The sequence below is a fragment of the Runella defluvii genome, from assembly GCF_014195535.1.
In the GTDB taxonomy this organism is placed as follows: domain Bacteria; phylum Bacteroidota; class Bacteroidia; order Cytophagales; family Spirosomataceae; genus Runella; species Runella defluvii.
In genome coordinates, this window is sequence record NZ_JACIBY010000002.1 from 228206 (window position 1) to 247954 (window position 19749).

Genomic DNA, 19749 nt, shown 5'->3' on the forward strand with positions numbered 1-19749 from the left:
GTGTGGGTGTTTTTGTGCGGGTGGTTACTCCTAACCACCCCACTTGGTTTCTCAAAACCAAGTAGTCGCGATTTTGTAACGAGGTTTTGAGAAACCTCCTCCGTGGATTTGAGAATCCACGGGCACGCTTTGTGCGGGTGTTTTTGTGCGGGTGGTTACTCCTAACCACCCCACTCGGTTTCTCAAAACCAAGTAGTCGCGATTTTGTAACGAGGTTTTGAGAAACCTCCTCCGTGGATTTGAGAATCCACGGGCACGCTTTGTGTGGGTGTTTTTGTGCGGGTGGTTACTCCTAACCACCCCACTTGGTTTCTCAAAACCAAGTAGTCGCGATTTTGTAACGAGGTTTTGAGAAACCTCTTTCCGTGGATTTGAGAATCCACGGGCACGCTTTGTGCGGGTGGTTACTCCTAACCACCCCGCTTGGTTTCTCAAAACCAAGTAGTCGCGATTTTGTAACGAGGTTTTGAGAAACCTCTTCCGTGGATTTGAGAATCCACGGGCACTTAGGACTTATAATCAGCCACGTTGATGACTTCGTCGCAAAAATCGTATTCAGCAGGAACGTTGGAGCAAATAAGCACTAGTTGATTGGACGAAAGCTGTTGTACTTGCTCCAAATACCAAGCCGACCAGCGCGCGTCAAGGTTAGAAGTGGGCTCGTCGAGCATGACCACAGGCACGTCCGAATAAAAGGCCAATGCAAGTTTCAGACGTTGCTTCATTCCCGACGAAAAATACTTGATGGCTTTGTCTTTCGACGCCGTGAGCTCCAGTTGTTCGATGATTTGGGCTTGCGAAATCGACGGTTTGAAGGGCTTAAAGCCCGCGTGAAAGTTCAGGAGTTCGGTAAGCGTAAACTCTTCGATGAGTTCGAGGTAAGGTGCGGCAATGACCAACTGCTTGTACCACTTATCTTCTTCAATTGTTTGATTGTCAACAATGTAGTTTATTTTTCCTTCGCTAGAAGGAGTAGCGCCCGAAAGTACTTGGAGAAGTGTCGATTTTCCGCTGCCGTTGGGTCCCACAAACGTATAACTTTTGCCACTTTGAAGGGTGTGGCTAAAGTTTCTAAAAATCCATTCGCGGTTGAAACGCTTGCCAAGTTGGTCGATGAGAAGGTGCATGAAAAGTAAGATAAGCCAAAAACTTCGGCAAAGGTCTAAAACTTTACCGAAGTTAAAAAGCCAATGCCTAGACCTTTGAGACCCATTCTTTAAATAATACCAAGTCTTTCTTCATCGCACTGATGAGGTCTTGCGACGGAATGCTGAGTTTTTTTGCCCCATTTTCTGCTCCACCGAGCGGGTACTCGTAGTGCATCGTGATGGGTACTTGAAAGTTGTACTGCTTCCAAATTTCAAAATAGCGTTTCCAGTTGACCACTCCTTCGCCCAGCGGGCAACCGAGTTTACCCCATTTGTCATTGTTTTTTCTCCAATAAAAATCCTTGATGGCCAACGATTTGATGTGGGGAGCAATCAAATGCAGCCCTGTTTCCCACGACCCACCCGCCTCGGCGGTCGCGTGGTTGATGTCGTACTGGCAGCCAATAGCTTGGGATGTAATTCCCTGCAATTGTTGATGAAAATCCCATAACGACGCCCCAAAATAGTTGCCCGAGTGGTTTTGATAATGACCTACCACGCCGTATTTTTCGTTGAGCGCTGCCACGGCTTTGATTCGTTGGCCAATGGCGACGCTTTGGGAAGCAATGTCTTTTTTGAGGTCGTAAGGGTACCACCCCATGCGATAGTGCTTGATTCCAAGCGACTTGGCCGTTTTGAGGATACGTTCCGATTGCGCATCGGCGTCCAAAATCGTGGTCACCATCATCGGAATTTCAAGTTTATGCTTTTTGAACGCAGCGACTGCTTTGGGCAAATCTTCCTCTACGCGCTCGGGCAAGACGTGTCCCCCAGGGCGAACGGTAAGGTCGAGCCCGTCGAAGCCAATCCCCGCAATCGTTTCGGCCAGTTGGTTGTAGTCCTCAATCCATTGGAACATTTTGGAGAAAACAAAAATTTTGGGCGAAGCCACCACGGGCACTCCCACCGAACTAAAAGCCGACGGAGCAAGGGTACTTCCAACGAACGTGGTTCCGATAAATTGACGACGATTCATGTTGATAGTAGTAATGTTTTATGAACGATTATGGTCTATTTCATGGGTACAAAGAAAGAGGCTTTACCCAACAATCTTACGCGCATACTGCACATTTTGGGGATAGGCTTCGTCCAGCGTTTTACCTTGAGGCATAGCGCCCTCAATGTGCGCCCATCCTTTGAAGCGAATCTGTCGGAGCAATTGACGAATCCTCGGCCAGTCAATCGAGCCTTGGCCGAGCAAATTGCCATTTTCTTTGAGGTGGACTTCGCAGATGAGTTTTTGTTGACCTAATAAAGGAATTTCGGTGTAAGGATCGTGGCCTGCGTCGGCGGCGTTGCGCGGGTCGTAATACACCTTGAGGTTGGGCGAACCCACAGCCTCAATGATGTCGAGGTGCTCTTGCGCACTTAGGTACGACTCAATGGCGAGCGTAATTCCCTGTTTTTCGGCTTTAGGAGCAAGGCTTTTGAGGCGTTCGATGACCACCTTTTTCCCTGCCTCGTCGTTTCGCAAATCACCCTGTGAAAAAAAAGCCAATAGCACCACCTTGACCTCCAGCGCTTTGGCGGCGTCGATACTCCCACTAATCCAGTCAACGGTACGTGCTTCGGACTTGAGCGGGACTCGGTTGAGTTCTCCAATGGCTAAACTTGCCATCTTAACCCCTGCATTTTGGGAAGCCTCCCGCATAGCCTGTTGGTTCTCGGGGCGTAGAAGATAACTTTCGTCGGAGCGAGAATTATAACTGAGTTGTACACCATCCAGTCCTATCTTTTTGGCATACGCAAAAACGGCTGGATTACAGGCCCGTTGCAAAGACCAATCGCAAGCACCCAGCGGATAACCACGTCGGAGCGGATCAGTAAGGCGGTCAAAAGGAGCCGTGAAATAAGTGGCACTTAGGAGCGCCGTTTGGCGGAGGGCATCGCGACGATTCATAGAAAACGGAGGAGCTTGGACGTTAGTACCAAAAGCGAAGAATTGTTGGAAAAATACTCTTTAAAGGTTACTTTTACTAAAAAAACAAGACCATGACAGTCGTGAGATTAGAAATTCTGAGTAAAGAAGATGTGGAACTTGTCGTTCAGTTAGCCAAGAGGCTCCACGTCGAAAAAATTGAAATTTCGGAAGATGAATTTATTGGAGGGAATGCCATGTCTCCTCAAGAGCTAGAGGCGTACTTAGAAGATGCTCTGACAGATAAACGCATATCATTTGAGAATTTTAAAAAAGAAATGGTCGAATGGAAGTAAATCCTTATCCAGTTGAGGTAACAGAAAGGTTTCGCGACCATTTCAAAGAGATATATGAGTTCCTGAAAGCAAATTCATACCAAAGTAGTCAAAAGCTTTAATGAGCCAACGAATCAATACCCAGTTTTTCGATACTAAAATTGAGTTTTTGAAGGGAGTCGGCCCTACCCGGGCGGTTACTCTCAACAAAGAACTGAAGCTATTTACCTTTGGTGATTTAGTACAATATTACCCGTTTCGCCACGAAGACAGAACGTCATTTCAACGCATTAGCGAGCTGAATGACACGATGTCGGCGGCACAGTTGAAAGGCCGCATTAGGAGCATGACCGTCATAGGCGAAGGCCACAAACGGCGGCTTACCGTGGAGTTTACTGATGGCACGGGCATCGTGGAGTTTGTCTTTTTCCAAAGCATTGACTGGCACCTCAAACACCTCAAAGAAGGCGGCGAATACATTGCCTACGGCAAACCGCAGCGGTTTGGGCAGCGCTTCAATTTTAGCCATCCCGACCTCGAAACCATCAATCCTGAAAACGAAGGAGGTGGCTATTTTCAACCCGTTTACAACTTAACGGAAACACTCCGTAAGAAATACCTCGACAGTCGGTTTTTGAGTAAAATCATGCGGAGTTTGTTAGAACAAGCTACGCCTCATTTTCGCGAAACGCTGCCGCAAGAGTTGGTACAAAAATATCGCCTTTTACCCAAAGCCGAGGCTATGTGGGGCATTCATTTGCCCGATAGCCAATACGCCCTCACGCAAGCCCTGCGCCGATTGAAGTTTGAGGAGTTGTTTTACAACCAATTGCGGTTGCTCAAAAACAAACTCCTGCAAAAACGCGAGTACCCTGGGCAGGTTTTTGGCAACCTTGATATGCTAAAAACGTTTTACCAACAGCACTTGCCGTTTGGACTTACCAACGCTCAAAAACGCGTGTTGCGCGAAATCCACGACGATTTTAAGTCGGGCAAACAAATGAACCGCCTCTTGCAGGGCGACGTGGGAAGTGGTAAAACGATTGTGGCGTTTATCTCGATGCTTATGGCCATCGACAACGGCGCACAGGCCTGTCTCATGGCTCCCACCGAAATTTTGGCCGACCAACACTACCGTGGCCTAAAGCCTTTCTGTGACGCGCTGGGGATAAACATCTCGCTTTTGACGGGTTCTACCACCAAAAAAGGCCGCAAAATCGTCTTACCAGGCTTGCAAGATGGCAGCATCCACATTGCAGTAGGCACGCACGCGCTGTTGGAAGATACGGTACAGTTCAAAAATTTAGGGCTATGTATCATCGACGAGCAACACCGTTTTGGGGTGGCGCAGCGGGCCAAAATGTGGGCCAAAAACGAAACCATTCACCCGCATATTTTGGTGATGACCGCCACGCCGATTCCGCGCACGTTGGCCATGACCCTCTACGGGGATTTGGATTTGAGTATCATCGACGAGCTACCCGCAGGCCGTAAGCCGATTGAGACGGTTCATTACTTTGAGACAAAACGCCTAGCGATGTTTGGGCGGGTAAAGGAGGAAATCCGCAAGGGTCGTCAGGTGTATATCGTGTATCCACTCATCGAAGAATCCGAAAAGCTGGATTACAACAACCTGATGGAAGGCTACGAAAGTATTCAGCGGACATTTCCTGAGTACCACATTAGCATGGTACACGGCAAGCTGTTTCCTTACGAGAAAGACTTTGAAATGCAGCGCTTTGTGAAAGGCGAAACGCAAATTATGGTGGCCACGACGGTGATTGAAGTAGGGGTAAACGTCCCGAATGCGTCGGTGATGGTCATCGAAAGTGCCGAGCGGTTTGGGCTGTCGCAGTTGCATCAGTTGCGTGGGCGCGTGGGTCGTGGGGCCGAGCAGAGCTATTGTTATCTGATGACGGGCGTAAAACTCAGCAAAGATACCCGCATTCGGATTGATACGCTCTGCGCAACCAACAATGGTTTCGACATTGCCGACGTGGACTTAAAATTACGCGGCCCGGGCGACCTAACGGGTACGCAGCAAAGCGGTTTGATGGATTTGTTGTTGGCCGATTTGGCCAAAGACGGTGCCGTATTAAAAGCCGCCCGCGAAGCTGCCGACGAGATTTTGCAAGAAGACCCCGATTTGATACTCCCTAAAAACGAGCCCATCCGCAGCCACATTGACTCACTTCGAAAGGAGGAAACTAACTGGAGTCGAATTAGTTAGGGGAGGGGTGAGGCTCATGATGTTTATTTCTAGGTTTCTAGCAACTAGGTTCGAGGTCTAAAAATATCAGAACGAGCTGCGCGTGCTATCGAAGATAGTATTTGTTAAAAGGAATTTATAAATTGTAATTAGATATTTTTGTATTCATTTCTTCAATTAAATATTGTAAATTATATTTTATCTCTTCAAACGGCAAATCGTCTGTAAATATTTTTAAATCGTTTAATATTTCAATTGTTTCTTTAATTGAGATATATTTTTGAAATATATCGAATACATTTGATAAGTTATCTTTCTCTAAGATATATTTACAGAGAAACGACAAAAACCATTTCTTAGCATGTGGGTAAAAACAGCTTCTATTTGTTACTATTACCTGTAGTTGTTCATTTACTGAATAGTTTTTTAGTATTCTTATTATGTAATTAAGTAAGGAATTTTGTATTTCATAATTTTCGGTATTATCATCGAATCCATGAAATAAAATTTCTACTAATCTGAGCGTGTTATAAGTATTTTCGAATTCAAAAACGTCTTCGTAAACTTCAAAATCACTGTCTTTTGATAATTTTCTCGAAACAATTAGTCGTTTTTTCAAAGAAATATATTTTATTGTACTCACTGTTGAATATTTTATGGTTGAAACTTATTAAAATGAGGACTGTTATTTTTCAAATCACTGATTATTAAATACCTATGCCGTTATTTTAAAGATTGATTTTACCAAATTTTTTCGAAATATCCAACTTGTATTAAAATTTTCATCTTCGTTTAAATCTTGTAAAATGCTATTCAAAATGGCATTTTCTTGACAAATAGGTATTAGTGCTAGAAAATTTTCAATATTTTCCTATGAAATGACAATTCCTATAATCCTTTTTAAATGTAATTTTGCATGTGGCATACAAGCGGTTATATTTGAAAGCACTATTAAAGACAATCGCTCAGAAACGACACCCACTCCCCCTTTCTCTGACATACTAAATATAATTTCAATTAAGCTATTGGTACTTTCTAAGTCCTCGCTATTATCATCTAGTCCATACATTAAAATTTCTACATTTTTTTCATTGAAGAAACTACTATTATACAATCTATATATTTCTTCAACAACTTGGTAATCACTTTCTTTTTCAAACTTCCTACTATTAATTAGTCGTTGTTTTAGATCTAATGTCGACATTTTAATGATGATTTATATTTAAAAGTGGTTAAAAAACATTTTCTAAAAGTGCCTTGAGCACTCAGAAAGTATCAAAATTGCTTGATTTTGCCATTCTAATCAAGGGTTATTGTGACTTTTGATTTACATAACTGGGGGCGTATGCGTTAACAGTGAATTCAATTTTACCAAAATCTACCACATAATTGCTCGCTCAATCAAGCAAAAAACTTGTCCCAAAAAAATAGCATAAAAAAACGCCAAAGCTCTGAGGAAAGTACCTTTTTTTGTGTTACCAAAGAAAGAATGGTTTTATCAATTTCTCGCGCGTATGGATGCTGTATTACTCTCGCGGATTCAATTCGCATTTACCGTCGCTTTTCATTACATATATCCTCCGTTAAGTATTGGTTTGGGCGTGGTTTTGGTCATTATGGAAGGACTTTACCTGCGTACAGGCGAACGTATCTACGAACAAATGACCCGCTTTTGGATTCGTATTTTTGCGCTTATTTTCGGAATAGGCGTAGCTACGGGCATTGTGATGGAATTTGAATTTGGCACCAATTGGGCCGTTTATTCCCGTTATGTGGGCGATATTTTTGGGAGTGCGCTCGCCGCCGAAGGCATTTTCGCCTTTGCCTTAGAATCAGGGTTTTTAGGGATTTTATTGTTTGGATGGAATCGGGTTAGCCCCAAAGTCCACTTCTTTTCTACCATCATGGTGGCATTAGGCTCGATGTTTTCGGCCATCTGGATTGTGGTAGCCAACTCTTGGCAACAAACTCCCGCAGGGTTTAAGATCGAAGGAACGGGTCTGAACGCTCGTGCCGTCGTGACCGATTTTTGGGAGATGGTTTTTAACCCTTCGAGCATGGAGCGCCTGGCACACGTTTTGGTGGGGTCGTTGCTGGCAGGTTCGTTTTTGGTGTTGAGCGTCAATGCCTATTATCTTCTCAAAAAACGCCACGAAGCCATCGCCAAAGCAGGTTTTAAAATAGCATTGGTGGTTGCAACCGTCGCTGGATTGATGCAATTATTTACGGGACACCGTTCGGCCGATGGCGTGGCCAAAAATCAACCTGCCAAACTAGCCGCTTTTGAAGGACATTACGATTCGTTGGCCGTCGCCGATATGTACTTATTGGGCTGGGTCGATGCGCGTAAAGAAACGATTTCGGGAATCAGTATTCCCAAAGGACTTACGTATTTGATTCACGGTGACTTTACAACGCCCGTCAAAGGATTAAAATCTTTTGCGCCCAACGACCGCCCGAGTGCCGTTAATTTTGTGTTTCAGACGTACCACATCATGGTAAGCATCGGTATGGCGTTGATTGGCCTGACACTGTTGGCTTCTTTTTTATGGTGGCGCGGCAAACTCTTTGACCATCGGTGGTTGTTGCAGGTGTTTGCGTGGTCGGTGTTACTGCCCCAAATCGCCAACCAAATGGGCTGGTACGCGGCGGAGGTAGGGCGTCAACCGTGGGTGGTGTATGGCCTGTTGCGTACTTCGGATGCGTTGTCGCAAGCATTACGCGCCGAGCAAGTGCTCTTTTCGCTCATTCTATTTACGGTGGTGTATGCGCTGTTGTTTGCATTATTTTTGTATTTGCTCAACAAAAAAATCAAACACGGCCCCGTTGACGACGCGCACCATGTAGAAGAAGTGCCATTATATTCAAAACGTGATAATCCGATTCTCTAATCCTTACGCTTAAAATCATGGAAACAATTTTAGGAATCGACCTCCCAACTTGGTGGTTTTTGGTCGTTGGAGGTGTTTTTAGCGGTTACGCTATTTTAGATGGCTTTGATTTAGGAGCAGGGGCGTTGCATTTGTTTTTCAAGAAAGAAGAAAGCCGCCGAATCGCACTCAATGCCATTGGCCCCGTGTGGGATGGCAACGAAGTCTGGTTAGTGATTGGTGGTGGAGCCTTATTTGCGGGTTTTCCAGTGGTTTATGCCACCGTTTTCTCGGCTTTCTATGAGCTATTTATGGTGTTTTTGGTCATGCTTATTTTACGGGCCATTTCGATAGAATTTCGTTCTAAAGAACCCATGAAATGGTGGCGTCAGCTTTGGGATATTAGTTATAGTTTTGCGTCGATTGCCATTGCCTTGGCGCTGGGTTTGGTACTCGGCAACGTTATTCAAGGAATTGCTGTGGATCAAAGCTATGCCTATCGCGGAACGTTGCTCGACTTTTTCAACCCCTATTCGTTGCTAGTAGCGGTGACCACTTTGGCACTTTTTATGATGCACGGGGCGATTTACTTGGTCATGAAAACCGAAAATCGACTGTACGCCAAACTCACGATTTTGGTTAAAAATACCACCATTTTCTTCGTACTCATGTTTGCCCTTACGTCGGTGGTGACGCTACTATTTGTACCCCACATGGTAGCACGTTACAAAGAAATACCGTACATGTTCGGCGTTCCATTGCTGGCGATAGTGGCTACGGCCAACATCACGCGCCAGATTTCGGCACGTCGTTATCGTTGGGCGTTTGTTTCCTCTACCTTGGTCACGGCATCGCTGATGTTACTGGTAGCCGTAGGTTTGTACCCAAACATCATGCTTTCGACGCTTGATGCCCGTTTTCATCTAACGGTTTTTAACGGTGCTTCTTCTCCCAAAACCTTGAAAACACTCCTGCTTATTGCCGCTATTGGAGTACCTTTGGTTGCGACTTATACCGCTTTTGTGTTTTGGACTTTTCGAGGAAAAGTGCGCTTGGACGACAGCAGTTATTGATTTGTACACGACTCCCAAACTTTTCCTCTAACTTTGTGGTAGTGTAAAAAAATGACGTAAATGATTGATTATTTAAGTGGCCTCAACGAACCCCAAGCCCAAGCCGTAACGCACGGCCCAGGGCCGTTGATGATTATTGCGGGTGCGGGTTCGGGCAAGACACGAGTGCTGACCTTCAGAATTGCCCATTTGATTGAAAATGGCGTGGATCCATTTCGGATTTTATCGCTGACGTTTACCAACAAAGCCGCAGGCGAAATGCGCGCGCGTATCGAGAAAGTGGTCGGGTACGAAGCACGGAACATCTGGATGGGAACGTTTCACGCGGTGTTTGCCAAAATCCTCCGCATCGAAGCACGTTTTTTGGGCTATACTTCCGATTTTTCCATTTATGATACCGACGACTCTAAATCGCTGATTAAGAGCATTGTCAAAGAGCTTAACCTCGACGACAAAACCTACAAAGCCAACGTCGTTTTTAACCGTATTTCGGGGGCCAAGAATAACCTTATTTCGGCCGATGACTACTTGGCAAACCCGTTGTTTCGGGCCGACGACGAAGCAGCAAAATTGCCCGAAATCGGCCGTTTGTACAAAGCCTACACCACGCGCTGTTTTCAGGCCAATGCGATGGATTTTGACGACTTGTTGTTCAATACCAACGTGCTTTTTCGCGATTTTCCTGAAATTTTGAACAAGTACCAGCACAAATTCCAGTACGTGATGGTCGATGAGTTTCAGGATACCAACGTGGCGCAGTACCTGATTACCAAAAAGCTGTCGGCGGTACATCGGAACATTGCCGTGGTAGGCGACGATGCCCAAAGTATCTATGCCTTCCGTGGAGCTAACATTCAGAATATTCTCAATTTTGAGCGCGATTTCCCCGAAGTACGGGTGGTGAAGTTGGAGCAAAATTACCGTTCGACCCAAACCATTGTGAACGCAGCCAACTCGGTGATTGCCAGAAACAAAGCGCAGTTCAAAAAGAACGTGTTTACCACCAACGAGGAAGGAGGATTGATTGACGTGGTGAAAGCGAGTTCGGACAACGAAGAAGGGCGATTGATTGCGACGGCGATTTTTGAAGAAAAAGTAAACAAAGGCTTACGCAACACCGATTTCGCGATTTTGTACCGCACCAATGCCCAATCACGGGCTTTTGAAGAAGCCCTCCGCCGACTCAATATCAAGTACCGAATCATTGGAGGATTGTCGTTCTACCAACGTAAAGAAATCAAGGACTTGTTGGCGTACTTGCGTTTTATCGTGAACCAAAACGACGAGGAAGCTTTTAAGCGAATTATTAACTTGCCCAAACGCGGCATTGGAGATACGACAGTGGCCAAAATTTCCGTCTCTGCCGCCGAACACCGCGTGCCGATTTGGGAAGTAGTTTCTAATATCTCGCGGTATGTGGCGGGGCGTGCTACCTTGCCCATTGAGAGCTTCGCTACCTTGATAAAGAGTTTCAAAATTTTGCTGGAAGAAGGCAAAGATGCTTACGCTGTTGCCTCTCACGTGGCCAAAGCCTCGGGGATTTTGCGGGAATTGTACGAAGACAAAACCGTGGAAGGCTTGAGCCGCTACGAAAACGTGCAAGAATTGCTGAACGCCATCAAAGAGTTTGTCGATAACCCCGACAATGAGGACAAAACCTTGAGTTCGTTTTTACAAACGGTATCACTGTTGACCACCGCCGACGAAAGCGACGACGATGGCGACACTGACCGCGTAACTTTGATGACAATTCACGGTGCGAAGGGACTTGAATTTAAAAATGTATATGTCGTAGGGTTGGAAGAAGGGCTATTTCCGAGCCAAATGATGCTCGAAAAGCGCGAGGATTTGGAAGAAGAACGGCGGCTATTTTACGTGGCCATCACCCGCGCCGAAACCAAACTCACGTTTTCGTACGCCGAAAGTCGCTACAACTGGGGCCGCCTCAATATGTGCGAACCTAGCCGCTTTTTGTTTGAAGTTGACCAGCGCTTTTTGATGATGACGAAAGGGCGTCGTTCGGGGGGCATGGACGACTACCGTAACAATGCGGAGCCGTCGTCGATGAATTTTATTCGTCAGATAGCCAACCGTACTTCTCAAACTCCAAAAGGAACGACCGAAACGGTTAAAAGTTCAGCTGGAGTATCCAGTCCCAAGGTGCCGACTCCTCCCCCACCGACCAACGGCGCCAATACATCGAGCGAGCCTTTTGTGGCAAGTGATACTTCAACTTTGGAAGAAGGCAATCGCGTAGAACACCCGAAATTTGGGAAAGGAACGGTGAAGAAAATGGACGTCAACGGTACCGACCGCAAAGCCATTATTCATTTTGATACAACGGGAGAAAAAACCCTACTACTGAGTTTTGCGAAGCTGAGAATTTTACGGTAGCAATACGTGATTTTTGTACATCAGGGTATGAGTACCCTGATGCACAAAATGTTTTTATTTGTGTCTCGTTTTTAACACGTCCACAATATCGTCCAAATCCAACCCACGTTGTTCGAGAAGAATCAGGTAATGGAATAACAAATCGGCCGCTTCCCCTTTAAACAAGTCATCGTTAGAATCTTTGGCTTCAATCACCAATTCCACGGCTTCTTCGCCCACTTTTTGGGCAATTTTATTGACTCCACGGGCAAAAAGTTTACTCGTATATGACGCGTCCGAAGGATTATTTTTACGGTCGCGAATGATTTGCTTTTGTAGGTAATTCAAAAATGAAGCTTTACCTTCATTTTTCTCAAAAAAACAAGTATCCGCACCCGTATGACAAGTAGGGCCAATTGGATGTGCTTTTACCAAAATCGTGTCTTGGTCGCAGTCCACCAAAACTGTTTTTACTTGTAAAAAATGACCTGAAGTTTCGCCTTTGGTCCAAAGTCTTTGCTTAGAACGGCTAAAAAACGTGACTACTTTTTCGGCTTCGGTTTTAGCCAATGCTTCCGCGTTCATATACCCAACCATGAGTACTTTCCCCGTTTCTTCATCTTGAACAACGGCAGGAACCAAACCGTCGGGAGATTTTGAAAAATTGATTTCCATTATCATGTGTGCCAAAGCACCAGTTACTAAAAAACGTTTAATAAGTTAGACTAACTCCCAAAGCTTGCATACAAACGGACGTCTTCGAGCAAGATTTCGTCGCCGCACATAATCACCAAACGCTCAATGACGTTGCGCAATTCACGGACGTTACCCGTCCATGGCAAGGATTTTAGGTGGGTCATGGCATCTTCCATAATTTCTTTGGGCACACCACCATATTCTTGCGAAATATCGTACAAGAATTTTTCGGCCAACAACGGAATATCTTCGCGGCGTTCGGCCAACGGCGGTACGTGAATCGGGATAACGTTCAGGCGGTGGTATAAGTCTTCGCGGAAACCTCCTTCTGCAATCTCACGTTTGAGGTCTTTGTTGGTCGCCGCAATCACCCGAACATTAATTTTGATTTCTTTATCTCCACCCACGCGGGTTATTTTACTTTCCTGCAACGCTCTCAACACTTTGGCCTGCGCCGACAAGCTCATATCACCAATCTCGTCCAAAAAGAGTGTTCCACCATCGGCTTGTTCAAACTTTCCGATACGTTGTTTTACAGCCCCCGTAAACGCTCCTTTCTCGTAACCAAAAAGCTCACTTTCAATCAATTCGCTCGGAATTGCGGCACAGTTTACCTCAATCAAAGGTTTATTAACGCGGTTGCTCCGCTCGTGAATTTGCTTGGCTACCATTTCTTTCCCCGAACCGTTGGCTCCCGTAATGAGCACACGCGCTTCGGTAGGTGCCACACGGCTAATGGTTTCTTTGACCTTACGAATCGGGGCCGACTCACCCACGATTTCGTTGATTTTGAAAATACGTTTTCTGAGATCAACAGTTTCCGCGACCAATTTGGCTTTCTCAATGGCATTACGAACCGAAACCAGCAGGCGATTCAAATCAGGTGGTTTGGTGATAAAATCATACGCACCACGCTTGGTAGCCTCTACGGCATTTTCGACACTACCAAAAGCCGAAATCATAATAAATTGCGTCGCTCGGCCTGCTTCACCAGCTTTTAGAAGCACCTCAAGGCCCTCCAATTTTGGCATTTTAATATCGCAGAGCGCCACATCGTAATGATTATTGAGAATCATATAGAGACCTTCTTCTCCATCTTTGGCCTCTTCAACCTCATAATCTTCGTATTCTAAAATATCACGCAGGGCAGCACGGATACTTTTCTCGTCATCCACAATCAGGATTTTTGCCATCAGTCGTAGAAATAAGTTAATGGGCAAAGTTAGTAAACCCATCGGGAAAATAACGCGAAAGAAAGTTACTTTTCCAACAATTTAGAAAACTTCAATCGAATAACAGGTTAAACGCATTTAAAGAAATAGCCTCGGAGAGACGAAACATTTATAGAAAATGTAAATACCCCCCTCCACAAAGCCCCATCGAGGCGGCCAATGCTCGGTGAAAGAGGTCACCCCCATGGGGCTTTCTAAGCAATCATACAAAATCAAACTAGATGTTGTCAATAATCTGTGACTCCTTAAACCCCACGCCTTTAGGCTGGGGTCTAAGAAAAAGTACAACTTAGGGCTTTAGCCCTGATCAGAACGAGCAACAGATAACTGCACCCAGTATGAAGGTCTTATTCAAACCGATACCCGTAGCGTTTGGCAATTTTTTTCTTTTTCATTTTCTCTACGCTCATGCTCATCCGCACATCTTTTAATGGTCGATCGGAGCCATCGCGGCGTTGATGCGCAATGCTATCGAGCACCGATATACCACTTATCACTTGCCCAAAAACAGTATAATTCCCGTCCAAATGCGGCGTACCACCTATTGTTTTATACACTTCTCGCTGCGCAGGTGTTGCTTGTCGTGTCCCTACCGCCCGACGTAACTGAGCATCGAGTTCAGTATCGTTATATACTTTTCCCTGGACAATATAAAACTGGCAAGCCGATGACTTTTTTTCGGGGTTATTATCCCTTGCGGCTGCCAACGCCCCCTTCTTATGAAACAAATCGGGACGAAACTCCGCAGGAATTCGCTCCATATTGCCCCCGCCCCCACCCAAGCGGTCGCCTGGTTTGGCGTTTTTGGAATTAGGGTCTCCCCCCTGAATCATAAAGTTTTCGATGATGCGGTGAAAAAGCAAGCTATCGTAAAAGTGTTCTTTGGCTAATTTTAAAAAATTGGCCTTGTGAAGCGGCGTCTGCTCGTGCAAAATGGCTGCCATGTCACCAAACGAGGTGTGAATTGTGACCACTTCAGCTTTTTTGGTTTTTTTTTGAGCAAAAGCCACCGTACTCAAGACGACGAAAAAGGAAAGAGCAACGTGTTTCATTAGGTAATGGAGGTATTTTTTCACGAAATTGCACTCAAAAATTCCGTTTCCCAAATTTACTCAGACGTGAACAAACGAAAGATTTTTAACGACCCCGTTTATGGATTCATCAGCATTCCGTCTGATTTGGTCTTTGACCTTATCCAACACCCTTTTTTCCAGCGGCTTCGGCGCATTCGGCAACTAGGGATGGCCGAGCTGGTCTATCCTGGCGCACTGCATACCCGTTTTCACCACGCCCTTGGCGCCATGCACCTCATGGGGCAAGCCCTCTCCACCCTGCGCACCAAAGGCCACCTAATTTGGGAAGCCGAATGGGAAGCCGCCCAAATCGCAATTTTGCTGCATGACATCGGGCACGGGCCGTTTTCTCACGTGTTGGAAAAAACCATTTTAAACGACGTCCACCACGAATACCTTTCGCTGGAAATTATGAAAGAACTCAACCGCCAGCTGGACGGGCGGCTCGAAATGGCCATTCAGATGTTTGAGGGTAGCTATCCACGGCAGTTTTTTCACCAACTGATTTCCAGCCAATTGGACATGGATCGTATGGATTACCTCAACCGCGACTGTTTTTTTACGGGCGTAGCTGAAGGTGCCATCGGTACCGAGCGCATTATCAAAATGCTGGATGTGGTTGACGACCAACTTGTTGTAGAGTCCAAAGGCATATTAAGCATCGAAAATTTTCTAAATGCGCGGCGTCTCATGTATTGGCAAGTGTATCTTCACAAAACATCCATTTGTGCCGAAACCATGTTAATTCAGGCCATCAGGCGCGCACGCGAGTTGGCCAGAAGTGGCGAAGACATCTTTGCGCCCAAGGATTTTGGGCTATTTCTTCGTCAGAACATTACCTTGCAACAATTCAAAGAAAACCCTCAGTGCTTGCAATCTTTTACCAACATCGACGATTACGACGTCTGGGGTTGTTTGAAAGTATGGGCTGCTCACAATGACCGCGTACTTTCCATGATTTGTCAACATTTACTTGACCGAAAATTGTACAAAATACAGTTTTCAAGCACGCCATTTGACCAAAATCAGTTGCAAGAAATCCACGAACAACTGCGCCAACAAGGCATTTCGGACAGTTGGCATGACTATTTTTTGGTGCTGGGCGAATCGAGCAATGCGGCCTATGTTTCGAGCAAAGAACGCATTCTTATCAAAATGAAAGATGGCAGCGTATGCGATATTGCTGATGCCTCTGATTTACCGACAATTAAGGCACTGAGTAATATTGTCCGAAAGTATTATGTTTGTTGGATGAAACCCCTAACTTTGCAGTCTTAATTGTGACCGTATGGAATTTACCGTCAAGCAGATTGCTGGACTGCTCGGAGGAGAAATAGAAGGCGAAGAGAACCTAAAAATCAGTCAGTTATCAAAAATTGAGGAGGGTATCTCTGGTAGTATTTCTTTTTTATCAAATCCAAAATACGAGCCTTATTTATACACAACCGAGGCTTCGGCAGTAATTGTAGATAAAAGCTTTGAACCTAAAAAAGCGTTTAAAACTACCCTTATTCGGGTAGAAAGCTCCTATACAGCGTTTACTCAACTTCTACAACAATACGAACGAATCATCAAGGGCGACAAACGAGGAATTGAGCAACCTTCTTACCTTGGACAAGGCACTGAACTGGGCGAAAATCCCTATTTAGGTGCTTTTGCTTACGTTGGAACAAATTGTAAGATTGGGAAAAATGTAAAAATTTATCCCCATGCTTACGTGGGCGATAACGTCAAAATTGGCGATGGTACGGTGATTCATTCGGGCGTCCGAATTTATAACAATACCATTATTGGTCAAAATTGCACCTTTTTTGCCAATGCCGTTATCGGAAGCGATGGATTTGGTTTTGCCCCACTTCCCGACGGAACGTACAAAACAATTCCCCAACTAGGCAACGTCGTCATCGAAGACAACGTAAGTATAGGTGCAGGAGCCACAATCGACTGCGCCACAATGGGCTCGACTGTTATTCGCCAAGGAGTAAAACTGGACAACTTAGTACAGGTAGGGCATAATGTCGAAATTGGTAAAAATACCGTCATTGCTGCCCAAGCAGGCATAGCAGGCTCGACCAAAATCGGAGAAAATTGCGTCATAGGCGGACAAGCTGGTTTTAACGGGCACATTACGGTGCCAAAAGGAACCAAAGTGGGTGGTCAAGCGGGCGTTACCCGAACATGGGAAGAAGAAGGACTTTCCCTTAACGGAACTCCAGCCCTCGAACTCAAAGACAGTTTACGTTCGGCGGCGATTTTCCGTAAATTACCGCTCTTGGAAAAAAGAGTACACGAATTAGAGAAACAAAACAAAGAAGATAAACACTAGGAATGTTGAACATTAAACAACAAACCATCGAAAAATCGGTGTCGGTATCGGGTGTAGGGTTGCATACTGGTGTCTCGGCTACCATGACTTTTGTGCCCGCCCCTATCAATCACGGTTATAAATTTCAACGTATTGACTTGGAAGGTCAGCCTATCGTTGATGCTGACGTGGACAATGTGGTGGACGTGTCGCGGGGGACTACCCTCGAACAAAACGGAGCCCGTGTTTACACGGTTGAGCACACCCTCGCCGCACTTGTTGGGTTACAAATTGACAACGTACTGATTCAGCTTGATGGCCCTGAGCCTCCTATCATGGACGGCAGCTCTATCAAGTTTGTAGAAGCGCTAAAAGAAGCTGGAATTATTGAACAAAACGCCTCGCGCAACTACTTCGAAATTTCAGAACCTGTACGCTACATAAACGCGGAAAAAGACATTGAGATGGTAGCTTTACCCCTCAACGACTACCGCCTAACGGTGATGGTAGATTACAACTCACAAGTAATCAGCAGCCAACACGCTTCGCTCAACGACCTCACTACCTTCTCACGCGAGATTGCTTCGTGCCGAACTTTCTGTTTCTTGCACGAGCTTGAGGCCCTTTACAAAGCCAACCTCATCAAAGGTGGCGACTTGACCAATGCCATTGTAATCGTTGACCGTGATGTGGAAGAAGGCGAACTAGATTATCTTTCTCAGTTACTCAACAAACCTACCATTGGGGTCAACAAAAAAGTAGGGATTCTGAACAACTTAGAACTGCACTATCCCAATGAAATGGCCCGCCACAAACTACTAGATGTCGTAGGTGACTTAGCACTCGTGGGACGTCCTATCAAAGGTCAAATTTTGGCAGCACGCCCTGGCCACGCCGCCAACGTTGCTTTGGCGAAAAAAATCAAAAAGCTGATGGAGTCGTCGAAGAGCCCAGTGCCTCACTTCGACCCCAAAATGCCTCCTGTGATGGACCTGAAGCGTATTTGTGAGCTTCTCCCCCACCGCTATCCATTCTTGATGATTGACAAAATCGTTTATATGGACGAAAACAGCGTGGCAGGTCTCAAAAATGTCACCATGAACGAGCCCTTCTTTACGGGACACTTTCCAAACAATCCTGTCATGCCAGGAGTTTTACAAATGGAAGCCATGGCACAAACAGGAGCTATTCTTGCTTTAAGTTCGCAACCAGATCCTGAGAACTATTGGCCTTTCTTGGCTGCCATCGAAAACTGCCGTTTTCGTCGCAACGTCGTTCCTGGAGATACCGTTATCTTCAAATGTGAGTTTACAGCGCCTATCAAACGAGGAATTGTAAAAATGCACGGCGCAGGGTACGTGGCAGGACAACTTGTATGTGAAGCTGACATGACCGCAAGCCTAGTTAGAAAAAAGTAATGGTAAACAAAGCAAGTTCAGATGAAAGTACTTCTTTCTGAGAACGGTGCTTTGGAAACTATCAACCCAACATGATTCAACCGTTAGCATACATACACCCAGAGGCAAAAATCGCCCCAAATGTTGTGATTGAGCCATTTGCCATGATTCACAAAGATGTAGAAATTGGCGAAGGCACTTGGATAGGTTCACATGCCGTCATCAATGATGGTGCTCGAATTGGCAAAAACTGCCAAATCTATCCTGGCGCAGTAATTTCTTCTACCCCCCAAGATTTAAAATTCAAGGGAGAATATACCCTCACTTATATTGGCGACAATACGATTATTCGTGAGTACGCTACCATCAGTCGGGGAACGGAAGAACACTGGAAAACCGAAATTGGTAGCGATTGTCTCATCATGGCCTACTCACACGTAGCCCACGATTGTCGTATCGGGAACAATTGCATCATCGTCAATAACGTGCAAATGGCGGGGCACGTCCACATGGGAGATTGGGCGATTATTGCGGGCTCAAGTTCGGTACGGCAGTTTGTAAAGATTGGTGCACATGCCATGGTAGCGGGCGGCTCACTGGTTCGTAAAGATGTTCCACCCTTTACCAAAGCAGCTAGAGAACCCCTGTGTTACGCGGGAGTAAACTCGATTGGTTTACGTCGTCGTGGTTTTACCAATGAGCAGATTAACGACATTCAAGAGGTGTATCGTTATATCTATCTCAAAGGCTTTAATAACTCTGAGGCTTTAGAGCATATTGAGCAAGACCTTCCTGCTTCGTCTGAGCGCGACCTTATTGTCAACTTCATTCGCAGTTCAGAGCGTGGGATTATTAAGGCACCTAGCGCTTCCCATGTCGATAGCGAAGACTAAGGGCAGGCCTTGTTTTATATCCAAACAAAAAAACGGTTCAGAGCAATTTCTGAACCGTTTTTTATGGCCTCCCCTCCCGAGCGCGCTCTTTTAGCAAGCCTATAAAAGCAAAAAACTCGAAGCTTTCGCTTCGAGTTTTACCCGAGTACCCAGAGCCGGAGTCGAACCGGCACGAGTGTAACCTCATTGGTGTTTGAGACCAACGCGTCTACCGATTCCGCCATCTGGGCAAGTCGTTGTGTAAACGGGACTGCAAAGGTAGCAGTTGAGATTTTAATTCCAAATTT

17 protein-coding genes and 1 tRNA gene are annotated in these 19749 nt (G+C 45.5%); 9 read left to right on the top strand and 9 right to left on the bottom strand.

Features of this window, described 5'->3' with window-relative positions; all coding sequences use genetic code 11:
- Positions 1-506: 506 nt before the first annotated feature.
- The 3 genes from FHS57_RS05720 to FHS57_RS05730 all read right to left on the bottom strand — a co-directional run bounded on the left by FHS57_RS05720 (position 507) and on the right by FHS57_RS05730 (position 3048).
- Positions 507-1127 carry an ABC transporter ATP-binding protein gene (locus FHS57_RS05720; protein WP_183971930.1) on the bottom strand — a complete coding sequence of 207 codons (621 nt, stop codon included), beginning with the start codon at positions 1125-1127 and terminating at the stop codon, positions 507-509.
- 67 nt (positions 1128-1194) lie between these two features.
- Positions 1195-2124, bottom strand: coding sequence for a sugar phosphate isomerase/epimerase family protein (locus FHS57_RS05725; protein ID WP_183971931.1), 930 nt, complete (start codon positions 2122-2124; stop codon positions 1195-1197).
- Between the two features lie 63 nt (positions 2125-2187).
- Positions 2188-3048, bottom strand: coding sequence for a sugar phosphate isomerase/epimerase family protein (locus tag FHS57_RS05730; protein WP_183971932.1), 861 nt, complete (start codon positions 3046-3048; stop codon positions 2188-2190).
- A gap of 92 nt (positions 3049-3140) precedes the next feature.
- Between FHS57_RS05730 and FHS57_RS05735 the strand changes: the two genes are divergently transcribed.
- Positions 3141-3362 (top strand): hypothetical protein, encoded by a 222-nt coding sequence (locus tag FHS57_RS05735; RefSeq protein WP_183971933.1) that lies wholly within the window; start codon positions 3141-3143, stop codon positions 3360-3362.
- A gap of 100 nt (positions 3363-3462) precedes the next feature.
- Complete coding sequence (gene recG, locus FHS57_RS05740) at positions 3463-5571, top strand: ATP-dependent DNA helicase RecG (RefSeq protein ID WP_183971934.1); 2109 nt, start codon at positions 3463-3465, stop codon at positions 5569-5571.
- Between the two features lie 115 nt (positions 5572-5686).
- Here the strand turns inward: recG and FHS57_RS05745 are convergent, their stop codons facing one another.
- Both FHS57_RS05745 and FHS57_RS05750 read right to left on the bottom strand, forming a co-directional pair.
- The gene (locus tag FHS57_RS05745) at positions 5687-6169 is read right to left on the bottom strand and encodes an Imm30 family immunity protein (protein WP_183971935.1); all 483 of its coding nucleotides are present in this window, start codon (positions 6167-6169) and stop codon (positions 5687-5689) included.
- A 252-nt stretch (positions 6170-6421) separates the two neighbouring features.
- Complete coding sequence (locus FHS57_RS05750) at positions 6422-6754, bottom strand: hypothetical protein (RefSeq protein WP_183971936.1); 333 nt, start codon at positions 6752-6754, stop codon at positions 6422-6424.
- A 310-nt stretch (positions 6755-7064) separates the two neighbouring features.
- Here FHS57_RS05750 and FHS57_RS05755 point away from each other — a divergent pair, with 310 nt between their 5' ends.
- Genes FHS57_RS05755 through FHS57_RS05765 form a run of 3 tightly spaced genes read left to right on the top strand, consistent with a single transcriptional unit; the run spans position 7065 to position 11887 of the window.
- The gene (locus FHS57_RS05755; RefSeq protein ID WP_183971937.1) at positions 7065-8441 is read left to right on the top strand and encodes a cytochrome ubiquinol oxidase subunit I; all 1377 of its coding nucleotides are present in this window, start codon (positions 7065-7067) and stop codon (positions 8439-8441) included.
- Positions 8442-8458: 17 nt separating this feature from the next.
- A complete protein-coding gene (cydB, locus tag FHS57_RS05760) occupies positions 8459-9493 on the top strand; it encodes a cytochrome d ubiquinol oxidase subunit II (protein WP_183971938.1) in 1035 nt (344 codons plus the stop codon).
- A 60-nt stretch (positions 9494-9553) separates the two neighbouring features.
- Positions 9554-11887: an ATP-dependent helicase gene (locus FHS57_RS05765; protein ID WP_183971939.1), complete on the top strand. Its 2334-nt coding sequence runs from the start codon at positions 9554-9556 to the stop codon at positions 11885-11887.
- 54 nt (positions 11888-11941) lie between these two features.
- Here FHS57_RS05765 and hisIE read toward each other — a convergent pair whose 3' ends face one another.
- The 3 genes from hisIE to FHS57_RS05780 form a co-directional block, all read right to left on the bottom strand.
- The gene (gene hisIE / locus FHS57_RS05770; RefSeq protein ID WP_183971940.1) at positions 11942-12547 is read right to left on the bottom strand and encodes a bifunctional phosphoribosyl-AMP cyclohydrolase/phosphoribosyl-ATP diphosphatase HisIE; all 606 of its coding nucleotides are present in this window, start codon (positions 12545-12547) and stop codon (positions 11942-11944) included.
- 44 nt (positions 12548-12591) lie between these two features.
- A complete protein-coding gene (locus FHS57_RS05775; protein ID WP_183971941.1) occupies positions 12592-13755 on the bottom strand; it encodes a sigma-54-dependent transcriptional regulator in 1164 nt (387 codons plus the stop codon).
- A gap of 386 nt (positions 13756-14141) precedes the next feature.
- Positions 14142-14846 carry a peptidylprolyl isomerase gene (locus FHS57_RS05780; RefSeq protein WP_183971942.1) on the bottom strand — a complete coding sequence of 235 codons (705 nt, stop codon included), beginning with the start codon at positions 14844-14846 and terminating at the stop codon, positions 14142-14144.
- Positions 14847-14912: 66 nt separating this feature from the next.
- Between FHS57_RS05780 and FHS57_RS05785 the strand changes: the two genes are divergently transcribed.
- The 4 genes from FHS57_RS05785 to lpxA all read left to right on the top strand — a co-directional run bounded on the left by FHS57_RS05785 (position 14913) and on the right by lpxA (position 19462).
- Positions 14913-16145: an HD domain-containing protein gene (locus FHS57_RS05785; RefSeq protein WP_310586973.1), complete on the top strand. Its 1233-nt coding sequence runs from the start codon at positions 14913-14915 to the stop codon at positions 16143-16145.
- 10 nt (positions 16146-16155) lie between these two features.
- Positions 16156-17193, top strand: coding sequence for a UDP-3-O-(3-hydroxymyristoyl)glucosamine N-acyltransferase (gene lpxD, locus FHS57_RS05790; protein WP_183971944.1), 1038 nt, complete (start codon positions 16156-16158; stop codon positions 17191-17193).
- 5 nt (positions 17194-17198) lie between these two features.
- A complete protein-coding gene (locus FHS57_RS05795; RefSeq protein WP_028524310.1) occupies positions 17199-18590 on the top strand; it encodes a bifunctional UDP-3-O-[3-hydroxymyristoyl] N-acetylglucosamine deacetylase/3-hydroxyacyl-ACP dehydratase in 1392 nt (463 codons plus the stop codon).
- A 71-nt stretch (positions 18591-18661) separates the two neighbouring features.
- A complete protein-coding gene (gene lpxA, locus FHS57_RS05800; protein WP_183971945.1) occupies positions 18662-19462 on the top strand; it encodes an acyl-ACP--UDP-N-acetylglucosamine O-acyltransferase in 801 nt (266 codons plus the stop codon).
- Positions 19463-19608: 146 nt separating this feature from the next.
- Here lpxA and FHS57_RS05805 read toward each other — a convergent pair.
- Positions 19609-19692, bottom strand: a tRNA-Leu gene (locus tag FHS57_RS05805).
- Positions 19693-19749: the final 57 nt, after the last annotated feature.